This is a genomic window from Paraburkholderia bryophila (assembly GCF_013409255.1).
Lineage (GTDB): Bacteria > Pseudomonadota > Gammaproteobacteria > Burkholderiales > Burkholderiaceae > Paraburkholderia.
The window spans coordinates 1,966,703-1,980,574 of the sequence record NZ_JACCAS010000001.1 but is presented as its reverse complement, the minus strand read 5'-3'; the positions used below and the strand labels follow the sequence as shown (position 1 = coordinate 1,980,574).

At 62.5% G+C, this 13,872-nt stretch carries 12 protein-coding genes; 8 read left to right on the top strand and 4 right to left on the bottom strand.

Annotated elements, in window-relative coordinates; genetic code table 11:
- Nucleotides 1–121: 121 nt before the first annotated feature.
- From GGD40_RS08845 to GGD40_RS08835, 3 genes are read left to right on the top strand one after another with little or no spacing between them, the layout of a single operon-like run.
- Nucleotides 122–1,078, top strand: coding sequence for a glycosyltransferase family 2 protein (locus GGD40_RS08845; protein WP_179743395.1), 957 nt, complete (start codon nt 122–124; stop codon nt 1,076–1,078).
- Nucleotides 1,075–1,464 carry a GtrA family protein gene (locus GGD40_RS08840; protein WP_179743394.1) on the top strand — a complete coding sequence of 130 codons (390 nt, stop codon included), beginning with the start codon at nt 1,075–1,077 and terminating at the stop codon, nt 1,462–1,464. Before GGD40_RS08845 ends, GGD40_RS08840 begins: the two co-directional genes overlap by 4 nt.
- A gap of 10 nt (nt 1,465–1,474) precedes the next feature.
- On the top strand, nt 1,475–3,328 hold the full coding sequence (locus tag GGD40_RS08835) for a glycosyltransferase 87 family protein (protein WP_179743393.1): 1,854 nt from the start codon (nt 1,475–1,477) through the stop codon (nt 3,326–3,328).
- Between the two features lie 94 nt (nt 3,329–3,422).
- Here GGD40_RS08835 and galE read toward each other — a convergent pair whose 3' ends face one another.
- The 4 genes from galE to GGD40_RS08815 are packed head-to-tail and all read right to left on the bottom strand — an operon-like array spanning nt 3,423 to nt 7,732.
- Nucleotides 3,423–4,445 carry a UDP-glucose 4-epimerase GalE gene (gene galE, locus GGD40_RS08830; RefSeq protein ID WP_179706524.1) on the bottom strand — a complete coding sequence of 341 codons (1,023 nt, stop codon included), beginning with the start codon at nt 4,443–4,445 and terminating at the stop codon, nt 3,423–3,425.
- A gap of 12 nt (nt 4,446–4,457) precedes the next feature.
- Nucleotides 4,458–5,606, bottom strand: a complete 1,149-nt coding sequence (locus GGD40_RS08825; protein WP_179706522.1) for a glycosyltransferase family 4 protein — start codon at nt 5,604–5,606, stop codon at nt 4,458–4,460.
- A gap of 36 nt (nt 5,607–5,642) precedes the next feature.
- Nucleotides 5,643–6,473: a glycosyltransferase gene (locus GGD40_RS08820; protein ID WP_179743392.1), complete on the bottom strand. Its 831-nt coding sequence runs from the start codon at nt 6,471–6,473 to the stop codon at nt 5,643–5,645.
- Complete coding sequence (locus tag GGD40_RS08815; protein WP_179743391.1) at nt 6,470–7,732, bottom strand: oligosaccharide flippase family protein; 1,263 nt, start codon at nt 7,730–7,732, stop codon at nt 6,470–6,472. Before GGD40_RS08815 ends, GGD40_RS08820 begins: the two co-directional genes overlap by 4 nt.
- 302 nt (nt 7,733–8,034) lie before the next feature.
- Here GGD40_RS08815 and GGD40_RS08810 point away from each other — a divergent pair, with 302 nt between their 5' ends.
- From GGD40_RS08810 to GGD40_RS08790, 5 genes are all read left to right on the top strand, one after another.
- Nucleotides 8,035–9,429, top strand: a complete 1,395-nt coding sequence (locus tag GGD40_RS08810) for a phosphomannomutase/phosphoglucomutase (RefSeq protein ID WP_179743390.1) — start codon at nt 8,035–8,037, stop codon at nt 9,427–9,429.
- Between the two features lie 221 nt (nt 9,430–9,650).
- Complete coding sequence (gene waaC / locus GGD40_RS08805) at nt 9,651–10,652, top strand: lipopolysaccharide heptosyltransferase I (protein ID WP_179743389.1); 1,002 nt, start codon at nt 9,651–9,653, stop codon at nt 10,650–10,652.
- 49 nt (nt 10,653–10,701) lie between these two features.
- Nucleotides 10,702–11,586, top strand: a complete 885-nt coding sequence (locus GGD40_RS08800) for a Kdo hydroxylase family protein (RefSeq protein ID WP_179706512.1) — start codon at nt 10,702–10,704, stop codon at nt 11,584–11,586.
- Nucleotides 11,587–11,671: 85 nt separating this feature from the next.
- Nucleotides 11,672–12,988, top strand: a complete 1,317-nt coding sequence (gene waaA / locus GGD40_RS08795; RefSeq protein ID WP_179743388.1) for a lipid IV(A) 3-deoxy-D-manno-octulosonic acid transferase — start codon at nt 11,672–11,674, stop codon at nt 12,986–12,988.
- A gap of 130 nt (nt 12,989–13,118) precedes the next feature.
- The gene (locus tag GGD40_RS08790; protein ID WP_179743387.1) at nt 13,119–13,868 is read left to right on the top strand and encodes a Fic family protein; all 750 of its coding nucleotides are present in this window, start codon (nt 13,119–13,121) and stop codon (nt 13,866–13,868) included.
- Nucleotides 13,869–13,872 lie beyond the last annotated feature (4 nt).

Here is a 13,872-nt window from a genome sequence, read left to right as displayed (position 1 = left end):
GGTTCAGATTCGCCGCGCTATCGACGTCGCGGTAGAATGCTTCGCTCATTTGTCGCGCTTCAACGTGACTCGCAAAGCGCGCGCGTTTCACAGACCATTAATGCGGCCCCTCGTTGCCCCAATGCCTGATTACCATCATCTTCGTTTGGCCGTTCTGATTCCTTGCTACAACGAGGAGTCAACCGTACGTTCCGTCGTGAACGATTTTCGCGCCGCTTTACCCGAAGCGGAGATTTACGTCTTCGATAACAACTCTTCCGATGACACGATAAAGGTCGCTCGCGACGCAGGGGCTCGGGTACGCCAGGTTGCGTATCAAGGGAAAGGCAACGTCATTCGCAGGATGTTTGCCGATATTGACGCTGACGTCTATGTGCTGGTGGATGGCGACGACACGTACGACGCTGCTGCGGCTCCCAAACTGGTCGACCGTCTGGTATCCGAGGCCTTGGACATGGTGGTGGCCAGGCGCCAATCGAGCGAGCAGGAGGCATACCGGCTCGGACATCGGTTTGGAAACGTCGTGCTGACACGGTTCGTCGCGTCGATCTTCGGGCGGACGTTCACCGACATGCTGTCGGGGTATCGGGTCTTCTCGAGGCGCTACGTCAAGTCATTCCCCGCCCATTCAAAGGGCTTCGAGACCGAGACGGAACTGACGGTCCACGCGCTTGAACTGAGAATGCCTGTCGCCGAGGTAGTGACGAACTACAAATCCCGGCCCGAAGGGTCGATTAGTAAGCTCAACACATACCGGGACGGTTTTCGTATTCTTTCGATGATCGTCAAGCTGTTTCGCGCCGAACGTCCGCTGGCTTTTTACTCGATCGGTGTCGTTGTATGTGCGTTGGCTTCGATCGTCATGGCGGTACCGCTGTTCCAAACCTATTTCGCGACGGGTCTGGTTCCCCGACTGCCCACAGCTGTTCTGTGCGCTGCGCTGATGATCTTCGGGGCCCTCTTCCTCGTCTGCGGCATCGTGCTCGACACAGTCACGCACGGCCGGGCGGAGGTAAAGCGATTGGCCTATCTCGCGCATCCCGCTTCCGGTGAACGCGCTGACGGGCGCGAAGAATGAAACGGGAGTTTGTTCGTTTTGCGATGGCGGGCGCCATCGGCTTTGTCGTCGATGCCGGTGTTTTATACGGCATGCTCGCCTTGGGTGCGGGCTATTTCGTGGGACGTTGCTTTTCGTTTGTTGCGGCCGTTTGGGTCACGTGGCAAATCAATCGCCGCTATACGTTCGCGGTTGGCCGTAACAAGTCGTGGTGGACAGAGTGGTGGCAGTATCTGTTCGCCATGATGGGCGGCGGCGCCGTCAATTACGCGGCTTATGCCGCGATGGTCGTCCTCTTGCCAAAGGGCGGTCTGCTACCGGTCTATGCGGTAGCCGTGGGCTCGATAGCGGGCATGGCAATTAATTTTCTTGGCGCCAGGTTGTGGGTCTTCAAGAAACGCTCCTGATCACCTCCCGATGAAATCAAACGTTCAACATGCTGACACGCCCGCCAATAGGGGATTGCGACGGATCGATCTGAATTCGCGCCGTGCGATGAAACTCGCGTGTATTTTTGTGCCGCTGCTGTTCGGTCTGTATTCGCTGTGGCTTGGCGCGGATTCAAACTGGGATCTGTATAACTATCACCTATACAACCCATTCGCGTGGCTGCATGGAAAACTGCTGATAGACCTGGCCCCGGCAGGCATGCAGTCGTACTTCAATCCGCTGATGGACGTGGTTCTGTACACGCTCAACTCCCATTTACCGTCTCGTGTCGTCGGCTTTTTCATGGGGGTGCTGCATGGTTTGACGTTCGTCCTGCTCGTAGCGATCGCACGCCAGATCTGGCCGGCGCTGTCGAACGACAATCGATACCGCGTTCCCATCCTGATCGCCGTAGCCGGATGTCTCACCGCGAACTTTCTATCCGGGCTAGGCAACTCGATGGGCGACGATACGACGGCGCTTCTCAATCTGGGTGGATTGCTGACCGTACTCGCCAATTGGCAGCGCCTCGCGGAAGTCTCCTTTAGCGCCACTCTCGTGGCAATCGGTAGTGGCCTGCTGGTAGGCCTCGGTGCAGGTTTGAAGCTGACGAACGCGGTCTATGCGGTGGCCCTTTGCCTGAGTCTGCTTAGCTACCCGGGCAACCTCGTTGTTCGGCTGAGAATCAGTTTTCTGTTCGGTGTCGGCGTTCTAATCGGAATCGCGATAACGGGCGGATACTGGATGTTTCATATGTGGGAATTGTTCGGCAACCCTATGTATCCCCAGTTTGGCGCGATTTTTCACAATCCGCTGACGCAGCAGGCAGCCGCCGCGGATGTCCGATGGTTGCCTCGTGGCCTGCTGGAGACGCTGTTGTGGCCGTTCATCATTACCGCTGATTCTCATCGAGTCGGCGAGACCCCGATCCGTCAGATCATCTGGCCGATGGTTGAAGTGGCGCTCTGCTGTGTGTGCGTCGTTTTCGCTGGCCGGTGGCTAAAAGGAAACCGGGAACGGATGTTTGATCCCCGGCAGCGCCTTGTTGTGCTGTTCGTTGCCCTCGGCTTTGTTCTCTGGATGAAGCTGTTCAGCATTTACCGATACATCGTCGCAATAGAAGTGTTGGCGCCAATGGTGTTTCTGCTCCTTCTGCAGTGCCTTTTGCCGGAGCGGCGTGCGCAGCGTTCGGGGGCCATCCTCCTTGCGATCGCGTCGGCGGTGGTGGTGACAGGAGGGGGGCATACATGGGGGCACGAAGGCTGGTCTGATCCGCTATACCACGCGCAACTGCCACCTCTGCCGCAGCCAGAGCGGACGACGGTGGTCATATATAGTGACGATGCAGCGTGGGGCTGGGTCGCTACCCGGTTCCCCGACACCGTCGCCTTCACCCAGATCGAAAGCAGCTTCCCTGCAACCGATGCGTTTCGAAACCGCATACCGGCGTTGGCGCGTGAGCGCGGCGGACCGACGTTCGGGATGATCAACGGTACCTACAATTGGCGTCAGGAGAGCGTCGAGCGTGTGAACAGGATCGCTTTGGCGCTCGGTGTCAATAAAACTAAACGAGGTTGTGATGCGATGCGATGGGTGCTGTCCCGTTTGCGGTTTCATGCTGCCGTGACGACTGAGCATGAGCCTGGCGAGCAATGCAGCCTGGGGATACGCGACGATGATCGACGCGATATTACCGCCGAGAATCGCGATATGGCGGCCCGGACGGTACCGATCTTCGAACGAAACGGATTCAATCTCGATGTCGCTTCGTGTGTACCCTACCGGTCCGGCATCGGCAAAGGCGTGCAGGTTTATCAGTGGTGCCGCTTGAGTCTGCGATAGCGCGACCATGCCTGATAGGCATGTGCTTGCAAAGGAACGGGCAGTCGGAGAATCTCAATGCCGCTGCCCCTTCGCATTTCACTTCAGCACCGACTCACGCAAATCCCTGCGGATTGTTCGACTGCCAGCGCCAGTGGTCCGCGCACATTCGCTCGATGCCGAACTGCGCACGCCAGCCGATGATCCGCTCAGCCGCGGCCGGATCGGCGAAACACGAAGCGACGTCGCCCGGACGGCGCGCCACGATCTCGTAGGGCACCGGCTTGCCGGACGCCTTTTCGAACGAACGCACGACATCCAGCACGCTGTAGCCCTGGCCCGTGCCAAGATTCACCACGAAGCTCGCGTCGCGCTTAACCAGCGCGTCGAGCGCGGCCAGATGCCCGCGCGCCAGATCCACCACGTGGATGTAATCGCGCACGCCGGTGCCGTCGGGCGTGTCGTAGTCGCCGCCGAACACGCGCAGCTTCTCCAGTTTGCCGACCGCCACCTGCGCGACATACGGCATCAGATTGTTCGGCACGCCGGCCGGATCTTCGCCGATCAAGCCGCTCTCATGCGCGCCGACCGGATTGAAGTAGCGCAGCGTGGCGATCCGCCATGACGGGTCCGCGATTTCCAGATCGCGCAGAATCTGCTCGGCGATCAGTTTCGACTGGCCATACGGATTGGTGGCCGACAGCGGGAACGACTCGTCGATCGGCGAGCTCTTCGGCACGCCATACACCGTGGCCGACGAGCTGAACACGAACTGCTTCACGTTACGGTCGCGCATCACGCCGAGCAGGCTCAGCAAGCTGCCGACGTTATTGCTGTAGTACTCGATCGGCTTGGCCACCGATTCGCCCACCGCTTTCAGTGCGGCGAAGTGGATCGCGCCGCTGATCGGATGTGCGTCGAAAATACGGTTGAGCGCCGCGGTGTCGCAGGCGTCGGCTTCGTAGAAGGTCGCGGCGCGGCCGGTGATCTTCTCCACGCGCCGCAACGACTCGCGGTTGCTATTCACGAGATTGTCGATCACCACGACGTCGAAACCGCCGTTCAGCAGTTCGACGCAGGTGTGCGAGCCGATAAAGCCTGCACCGCCGGTTACCAGAATCGTGCCCTTCGTGGTCATGCTGTTGCTCCGTTAAAGTAAAACGCCCGTCATTTTCTGCACCAGGTCTTTATACGTTTCGACGACCACGCGTTCGTCGAATTCTTCCGCGACTTTCTGTCGGCCGCGTTCCGCCATGGCCCGGCGTTCGGTGTTGCCCATGTCGAGCATCTTTGCCAGGCTCGCCGCCAGACTGTCTACATTGCGCACTTCGCAGAGCAGGCCGTTGACGCCGTCTTTCACGACTTCGCGGCAGCCCGGCACATCGGTCGTGACGATCGGCCGGCCCATCGCCGATGCTTCCATCAGCGTACGCGGCACGCCTTCGCGATACGACGGCAAGACAATGCAATCCGCATCGGCGATAAAAGGCCGCACGTCGTGCGCCTCACCAAGATACTCGATGATGCCTTCCCGCTCCCACGCCGCCACTTCTTCACGCGTAATCGCACTCGGATTGTCGACGCCGACCGGACCGAGCAATTGGAACCGCGCCTGCGGATAACGTTCACGCAAACGCCGCGCGGCGTCGACATATTCGGCGACGCCTTTGTCCCACAGCAGCCGCCCGATCAGCAGGAAGCGGAAGTCCGCGCGCTCGGGCAACGGTGCGAACGCGAACTGGTCGAGATCGACGCCCTCGCCATGCAACAGCCGCGCGCGTTCTGGATGCACCAACAAATTCTGCTCGACAAAGGTGGCGTGGTCGTCGCGATTCAGAAACCAGATTTCGCGCGGGAAACGGAACGCGAAACGATACAGTTTTTTGGCGACCTGAGCGGCGCGGCTTGCCTGAATGAAGACGTAACCGAGTCCGGTTGTGACCGCGACCGATTGCACGCCCGCCAGCTTCGCCGCGATCGAACCGTAGATATTCGGCTTGATCGTGTAATGGAACACCACGTGTGGGCGGATCGTGCGGTATTGCCGGTAGAGCGACCACAGCGTGCGCAGGTCGTCGCGCGGACTGGTGCCCTTCGAGGCCATCGGCAGTTCGATACAGCGGCAGCCCATCGCGGTGAGCAGTTCGAAGGTGCGGTCGCGCGGCGCGAGCACCGTCACGTCGACGCCGCGTCCCACCAGCATACGGATCAGCCCTTGCCGGTAGGTATAGATTGCCCAGGCGGTATTGCAAACGAGTGTAATGCGCAACGCGGGCGTCGACTTCAAGGCAGGCTTCATGCGGAACGGGCTCGGCGGTGAATGGGGAGAGGTGAATCAACGACTCGCGCGCGGCGCGAGCAGCAGACGTTTGATCCGCTGCAGCGCGCGGTACGGTGTCACCAGATGCAGCAGATTCTTGGCGAGGCCAAGCCAGTCGTACGGATTGACGGGGTTGAAGTAGCGCAATTGCAGACGCAGGGTCGAGATCACCTGACTGCGCCGTTTGGTCGCGCTGATGCCGCCTTCGTTCAGCTCGTAGTAGAGCCCGAGCTCCGGCAGGTTCGCGCAGTCGTAGCGCTGCATCAGACGCACGAACAGATCGAGGTCTTCGGCGGAGCCGTACTCGGCGCGATAGTTGCCGACTTCGCGCACGGCGTCGATACGCAGCATCATCGACGGATGCGCGAGACTTAAGCGGAAGAAGCGCATGCGCCGGATCGCTTTGGGCTCAGGCGGCGGCGTCAGCATGAAAAGCGGTTTGCCGGCTCGCGTGACGACTTGCGTCCACATGCCGAGGCCGGCCACACGCGGATGCAACTCCATGAACACGCGTTGTTTGGCGAGCCGCTGCGGCACGCTGCGGTCGCCCGCGTCGATGCGGGCCGCGTAGCGAAAGCCGCGCTCAGCGAGCGTGTCGATGCCGGTTTGCAGCGCACGTTCAATGCCGCCATTCTGCGGCATGCGCAGCACCTCGATCGTCATGTTGGCGATGACCGGTGCGACGATGGGCGGCGTGCTGCCGTCGTCGACGATCAGCACGTGGATCGGCGCGGTTTCGCTGAACGACGCGAGCGTCAGATCGACGTCGGCCTGACCGTTGTACGCGGGCATCAACACCGCGACGTCGTCGAGGGGAATCTGCGCGGCGGCGGATGAGTTCGTCATGGGCGCAATTTGAAACGAATGTAATAAAGATTAACCGACGCGGCGGCCAGATAGCCGGCCGCGAGGCCGACCAGCGCACCGTAGGCGCCCAGCCGCGGAATCGCCAGCAGATTTACCACGAACGCGACGGCCAGCGCCAGCACCCATTTGGCGAGCAGGACGAAGCGCGCCTGATACTTGAGCACGATCAGATTGCCGATTGCTTCGATGCCGGCGGGCACGGACAGCCAGACCGCCCAACGAAAGATCTCGATCGCGCCTTCGAAGTCCGGCCCGAACACGCGGCGAATGATCAAGCCGGCCAGCAGATCGAGCACGAGCGCGCCGCTCACCATCAGCGCGGCAGTCATCGCAGTGAGCCTCCACATATTGCGGCGCAGCTGCGCGGCGTCCTGCACCCGGTAGACGAAGGCGGGTGCGATGGTCTGCGCGAGCATCAGCGCGAGCGTGATCCAGTTTTCGTTCAATTGCTGGGCGGCGGAATAGCGCCCGAGGTCGGCGAACGAAATGGTGTGTTCGAGCATGAGCCGGTCCAGTTTCAGGAACAGGTACATACAGATCAGGCCGACCCAGAACACGGTCCCCGCGCTGGCGAAATGCCTGAACAGCGAACGGTCGATGCGCCAGCCGAGCGTGCCGCCATGCCGCCGGATGAAATAGATCAGCAGCACCGCGCCGATCACGGCCGACTCGAGCGCCCACAGCCAGCCGAAGCGCGCGGGCGTGGCCGCCGCGCGCACCAGCAGATAGACGAGGCCGGCCTTGAGCACGGCGGTGCTCATGCTGGTCAGCAACTGCGGCTTGCTGTAGGTCATGCTTTGCAGCCACGCGTTGATCACGCCGACGAACGGCTCGCGAAACAGCATGGTCACCGCGAGGCCGGCGAGCATGGCGCCGACCAGCGGGTCGAAGAAGTGCAACGCAATGCCGAGCCAGGTGAGCAGCAAGGCCACGGCCGACACGGAAAAGCGCAGCGCGAAGGCACTGCCGAGCACGGTGCCCAGTTGCGCGGGCGGCCGCGCGACGATGGTGGGCACGAGGATTTCCGCGCCGCACACCCAGGTGATCGGCGACAGCACCAGCAGCAGCGTGTTCGCGTATTGCCACTTGCCGAACGTGTCCGGCCCGAAGTAACGCGCCAGCATGCCGCTGATCGCGATCGCCACGCCGATCTGCGTGAGCCGTTCGAGGCCTAGCCAGACGATATTCGCGAAGGCGCGCGTAACGTCCGGATTGGCGAAGCGTTTGAGCGTCAGCATGCGATGGCCGCGTGGCGGTCCGCGGGCTCGCACTGTTCGACTTGCATGATGGGAAACGCGGGTACAACGCGCGCATCGGTGATCTGCCACTCTCCCCACTGGGTTGGCCGTCGCGGCAACGTTACAAATGGAGAGCGTCTAAGCATTAGAATGGCGTAATCAGGCAGGTCCGAAAAACGCGATTATAAGTTGGAACCGGATCGCTTCCGGCGAGGGCGCATCGCAATGTTTCATCGCTATGTTTTACCGATCGTTAGTCGGTGCGCCAGTCAAAATTTTCCATTGCACGCAAGTGAGCCAACATGATCTCCAAATCTATTTTCAAGGCGTATGACATTCGTGGCGTAATCGGCAAGACGCTCGACGCCGACGCCGCGCGTTCCATCGGCCGCGCATTCGGCAGCGAAGTGCGGGCGCAAGGCGGGGACGCCGTGGTGGTTGCGCGTGACGGCCGCCTGTCGGGTCCTGAACTGATCCAGGCGCTGTCGGACGGCTTGCGTGAAGCGGGCGTCGACGTGGTCAACGTCGGCATGGTGCCCACGCCGGTCGGCTACTTCGCGGCCAGCGTACCGCTGCAACTGGCCGGCGGCGAGCGCCGCGTCGATTCGTGCATCGTGGTGACGGGCAGCCACAATCCGCCGGACTACAACGGCTTCAAGATGGTTCTGCGCGGCGCGGCCATTTACGGCGAACAGATCCTGGCACTCCATCAGCGCATCGTCGACGACAATTTCTCGCAAGGCAGCGGCACCTACACCGAATACGACATCGCGGATGTTTATCTCGATCGTATTGCCAGCGACATCAAGCTCACACGCCCCATGAAGATCGTGGTCGACACCGGCAACGGCGTGGCCGGCGGTCTCGCGCCGAAGCTCTTCAAGAAGCTCGGCTGCGAACTGGTCGAATTGTTCACCGAGATCGACGGTAACTTCCCGAACCATCACCCGGACCCGGCGCACCCGGAAAATCTGCAGGACGTGATTCGCGCGCTGAAGGAAACGGACGCTGAAATCGGCTTCGCGTTCGACGGCGACGGCGACCGCCTCGGTGTGGTTACCAAAGACGGCCAGATCATCTACCCGGACCGTCAGCTCATGCTGTTCGCTGAAGAAGTGCTGTCGCGCAACAAGGGCGCGCAGATCATTTACGACGTGAAGTGCACGCGCAATCTGGCCAAGTGGGTCAAGGAAAAAGGTGGCGAGCCGCTGATGTGGAAGACTGGCCACTCGCTCGTCAAGGCGAAGCTGCGTGAAACCGGCGCGCCGCTGGCGGGCGAAATGAGCGGCCACGTGTTCTTCAAGGACCGTTGGTACGGTTTCGACGACGGCCTGTACACCGGCGCGCGCCTGCTTGAAATCCTCACGCGGGTGTCGGACCCGAGCGCGCTGCTGAATTCGTTGCCGAACTCGCATTCCACACCGGAACTGCAACTGAAGCTCGAAGAAGGCGAAAACTTCGAACTGATCGCGCGTATGCAGAAAAACGCAAAGTTCACCGGCGCGGACGACGTCGTGACGATCGACGGCCTGCGCGTCGAGTATCCGGACGGTTTCGGTCTGGCGCGTTCGTCGAACACCACGCCGGTGGTGGTGATGCGTTTCGAAGCCGACAACGACGCGGCGCTCAAGCGCATTCAGGAAGACTTCCGCCGCGTGATTCTCGCGGAAAAGGCGGACGCGAAGCTGCCGTTCTAAACGTTGCAGCGGCGGGGCGATTCGGGTCGCGCTTCGACCCGAATCGCCGCCGTCGTCGAACGCGGCGCGGGTTTGACTTACCGCGCCGCGTTTTTTCATGTAATTGACATGCAACGCGCTAGAATTGCCGTCCTCGTGAGACAACCGGGACATCCGTGTTTTCTCCGCCCTTTGGGGCTCTTTCAACGCATCTTCGGGCCGGATAGCCGGTTTTCCCACTCTTGAGCGTGCAAAAGATACTGATCGTGAGGGTGTCGTCGTTGGGCGACGTCGTTCACAACATGCCGGTGATTGCCGACATCCGGCGCCGCCATCCCGAGGCGCAGATCGACTGGCTCGTCGAAGAGAGCTTCGTCGGCCTCGTGCAGCTCGTGAGCGGCGTGCGGCGCGCGATTCCCGTGTCGCTGCGGCGTTGGCGCAAGCGTTTGCTGTCGGCGGAAAACTGGCGCGAGATCGGCGCGTTTCGCCGCGCGCTTGCCGCCGAAAACTACGACCTGGTGATCGACTGCCAGGGGCTCATCAAGACCGCGTGGGTCGCGAGCATGGCGCGCGGACCGCTGGTCGGCCTCGCGAATCGCACCGACGGCGCCGGCTTTGAATGGCCGGTGCGGTTCTTCTACGACAAGCGCGTGCCGATCGAGCCGCGCACCCATGTGGTCGAACGCACGCGGCAACTGGTGGCCGCGGCGTTGAACGACCCGGCGCCGCAACCCACCGACGAGATCGACTTCGGTCTCGACACCCAGCGCGCCGCGCTGGCGTTGTCGCAGGCCGATCTGAACCTGCCGGTGCCGTACGTGGTGTTCGTGCATGCCACCTCGCGGGCCGACAAGCAGTGGCCGGATACCGCGTGGATCGAGCTGGGGCAGTCGCTGGTGCGGCGCGGCGCGTCGCTCGTGCTGCCATGGGGCAGCGAGGAAGAGCGCGCCACCAGCGAGCGGCTGGCGAAGGAATTCGGCGCGGCGGCCATCGTGCCGCCGAAGCTGTCGTTGCCCGCGGTGGTCGGCCTGATCGAAGGCGCGGCCGCGACGGTGGGGGTTGACACAGGTCTAGTCCACATCGCGGCGGCGCTGAAGCGCCCGACGGTCGAGTTGTACAATTTCGCCACCGCGTGGCGCACCGGCGGCTACTGGTCGCCGAACGTCGTCAATCTCGGCACGGCCGGGCAGCCGCCTACGCTGCAGCAGGTGAAGTCGGCGCTGGCCGGATTTGGCCTGCTGTAGCCCGTGCGGTGCGCTTCGCCTTAAGCTCCATCCGTTTTCAAGGGCGACCATGAACGAAACCCAGATCATCGAAGTAGCGAACGCCGACTGGCACGGACGCAACCTGTCCGTGCCGCGCGAGACGCTGCTCGCCGGCGTCGAACGCGGCAAAGTGCTGTATTTCCCGAACCTGCGTTTCGCGATCGAAGGCGGCGAACCGGCGCTGCTCGATCCCGCGCTCGCCGATCCGAATCGCAAGAACATCAGTCTCGAACCCAACGGCGGCGCGCTGCATGGCGTGGCCGGCGACGCCGTCACGCAGTCGGCGGTGCGTGCGTTGATCGCGCGTTATCAGGCCAATGCGCGCACGCTGGTGGACGGCCTCTTCCCCGAATACAACGGCAAGCTGCGGGTGGCGCCGACCAGCCTGCGGCTGCATCAGGTGGAAACGCGCGAAACCTCGTGGCGCAAGGACGATAGCCGCCTGCATGTCGACGCGTTCCCGTCGCGGCCGAACTACGGCGAGCGGATTCTGCGCGTGTTCACCAACGTCAATCCGAACGGGTCGCCGCGCGTGTGGCGCGTCGGCGAACCGTTCGAGGACATGGCCAAACGCTTCCTGCCGCGCATCAAACCGCAAATGCCGGGCGCCGCGTGGCTGCTGAATCTGCTGCACGTGACCAAATCGCCGCGCAGCGAGTACGACCATCTGATGCTGAATCTGCACGACGGCATGAAAGCCGACCTCGACTATCAGAAGTCGAGCCCGCAGGAGACCATGCCGTTTCCGCCGGGCAGCGTGTGGGTGTGTTTCTCGGACCAGACTTCGCACGCGGTGATGTCCGGCCAGTTCATGCTGGAGCAGACCTTCTTCCTGCCGGTCAAGGCGATGGCGCAACCCGAATGCGCGCCGCTCGGCATTCTCGAGCGCCTGCAGGGCAAGGCGCTGGTTTGAGCGCCGCGGTCCATGAGGTGAATGGTGCGCGGCGGCCGGATCGGCAAGCCGCGCCGGGTCGTAGGCTCAGACGCGCGGAGCCCCGATGCTGAGGGTGATCTATAACGCGCTCTGGTGGATCGTCGCGCCGCTTGCCGTGCTGCGTCTGTTGATCCGGTCGCGCAAGGAACGCGGTTATCGCGAGCATATCGGCGAGCGCTTCGGTTACGCGCGCGGCCGGCTGCCTGAAGACAACGCGCCGTTGATCTGGGTGCATGCGGTGTCGGTGGGCGAGACGCGCGCCGCGCAACCGTTGATCGACGCGCTGATCGAGGCGCGTCCCGACGCGCGCATTCTGCTGACGCACATGACGCCGAGCGGCCGCGCGACCGGCGAGGAGATCTTCGGCGACCGGGTGCTGCGCAGCTTTTTGCCATACGACATGCCGCACGCGGTGCGGCGGTTTTTGCGGACGTGGCGTCCGTCGCTCGGTCTGGTGATGGAAACCGAAGTGTGGCCGACGCTGATCGACGAATGCCGTCGCGCGGAGGTGCCGCTGGTGCTGACCAACGCGCGGATGTCGGCGCGCTCGTTCAAGCGCGCGGCCAAGTTCGGCGGCGCGACCAAAGACGTGTTCGGTGGCTTCGCGCGTGTGCTGGCGCAGAGTCCGTCGGATGCGGAGCGGCTGACCGCGCTGGGCGCGCGCAATGTGGCGGTGCTCGGCAATCTGAAGTTCGACATGAGCACGCCGCCTGAGTTGGCGGCGCGCGGTCATGCGTGGCGTGCGGCGATCGGCACGCGGCCGGTGTGGGTGGCGGCGAGTACGCGTGAAGGCGAAGAGGAGCTGGTGTTGCAGGCGTTCGCGGCGCTGGGTGTGGACGATGCGTTGCTGATCCTGGTGCCGCGTCACCCGCAGCGCTTCAACGAAGTGGCCGCGTTGGTCGAACGGTTGGGGATGCGGCTCGAACGGCGTTCGAACTGGGCGCCGGGTGCGAAGGTGGCATCGGCGGCTGCGGCCACGAGCGGTGGTGGGTTGGCGGCTTTGCCCGCTGGCGTGAACGTGCTGCTGGGCGATTCGATGGGCGAGCTGGGCGCTTACTACGCGGCTTCGGATCTCGCGTTTATCGGTGGCAGCTTGCTGCCGCTTGGTGGACAGAATCTGATCGAAGCCTGCGCGGTCGGTGTGCCGGTGCTGATCGGCCCGCACGTGTTCAACTTCACGCAGGCCACGGCCGATGCAGTCGCGGCAGGCGCGGCAGTGCAGGTGCAGGACCCCGCCGAACTGGCGAAGGCCCTGCGCGAACTGTTCGGCGACAAGGCCCGGCGGCTGGCGATGGGCGGCGCGGCGTCGGCGTTTGCCGCGCGCCATCGCGGCGCGACGGCGCGTACGGTGGATGTGTTGATGGCGTTGTTGCCGGAGTAGGCGTGGGGGCGGGTGCTGCGGATCGCGGCGCGTGACTCGGCGCTTCGCGCATCGATAAGTAATATATTCTGCGAAGATTGGGGCGGTGTTCTGCCGCTCTGTGACTTGAACCGCTTTTTCACCACCTGCGATGACGCTTTTCACCGACCTCGGCTTTCAATGGGATCGCGCCGCGATTCCACAAGACGTCCCGACTCATTCGATCAAGCGGGTGAGTTTCCGTTTTCACCGAATGCTGCCGGAATTCGTGTGGGACGCGAGCGTGCTGGAAGGGAATCCTTTTACGTTTCCCGAAGTGAAAACGCTGCTTGACGGCGTTACGGTAGGCGGCCGGAAAATCTCGGATCAGGAACAGGTCCTGAATCTGGCGGACAGTTCGAAGCATCTGTTGGCGATGGTGCAGAACGGGCGCTTTGCGCTCGACAAGGCCACGTTTTGCGACTTGCATCGATTGGTAGCGCGTAACGAAGCGCTCGAATGGGGTGTCTTTCGCGGGGAGGGCGAGGAAACGCGTTACACGCCTGATGTCGCGTTAGGTGAGGCCGGTCGGCATACGCCGCTCCCCACTTTGCCCGGCGCACCGGAACTCAACCGCGTTTTCGCCGCCGGCACGCTTGCGCTCACCGAGCAGGTTTCAAACGCGTTCGAGCGCGGTTGCGCGTTCTTTCTGTTCGGCGCGTTGCAGCAGTTTTTCTTCGACGGCAACAAGCGCACCTCGCGCTTCATGATGAACGGCGTGCTGATGGCAAACGGTATCGACGCGATCAGTGTTCCGGCGCAACGCGCTGCCGATTTCAACGAAAAGATGGTGCGCTTTTATCTGTCGAAGGACGGCTCGGAGATGATGGCCTTCCTGCTGGAATGCCATCCGGGCGAGTGAAGCC

Bases quoted from the DNA above. Each gene is read 5' to 3' on its own strand.
- GGD40_RS08845 (WP_179743395.1), top strand. From the start codon at position 122: ATGCCTGATTACCATCATCTTCGTTTGGCCGTTCTGATTCCTTGCTAC.
- GGD40_RS08840 (WP_179743394.1), top strand. From the start codon at position 1,075: ATGAAACGGGAGTTTGTTCGTTTTGCGATGGCGGGCGCCATCGGCTTT.
- GGD40_RS08835 (WP_179743393.1), top strand. From the start codon at position 1,475: ATGAAATCAAACGTTCAACATGCTGACACGCCCGCCAATAGGGGATTG.
- galE (WP_179706524.1), bottom strand. From the start codon at position 4,445: ATGACCACGAAGGGCACGATTCTGGTAACCGGCGGTGCAGGCTTTATC.
- GGD40_RS08825 (WP_179706522.1), bottom strand. From the start codon at position 5,606: ATGAAGCCTGCCTTGAAGTCGACGCCCGCGTTGCGCATTACACTCGTT.
- GGD40_RS08820 (WP_179743392.1), bottom strand. From the start codon at position 6,473: ATGACGAACTCATCCGCCGCCGCGCAGATTCCCCTCGACGACGTCGCG.
- GGD40_RS08815 (WP_179743391.1), bottom strand. From the start codon at position 7,732: ATGCTGACGCTCAAACGCTTCGCCAATCCGGACGTTACGCGCGCCTTC.
- GGD40_RS08810 (WP_179743390.1), top strand. From the start codon at position 8,035: ATGATCTCCAAATCTATTTTCAAGGCGTATGACATTCGTGGCGTAATC.
- GGD40_RS08800 (WP_179706512.1), top strand. From the start codon at position 10,702: ATGAACGAAACCCAGATCATCGAAGTAGCGAACGCCGACTGGCACGGA.
- waaA (WP_179743388.1), top strand. From the start codon at position 11,672: ATGCTGAGGGTGATCTATAACGCGCTCTGGTGGATCGTCGCGCCGCTT.
- GGD40_RS08790 (WP_179743387.1), top strand. From the start codon at position 13,119: ATGACGCTTTTCACCGACCTCGGCTTTCAATGGGATCGCGCCGCGATT.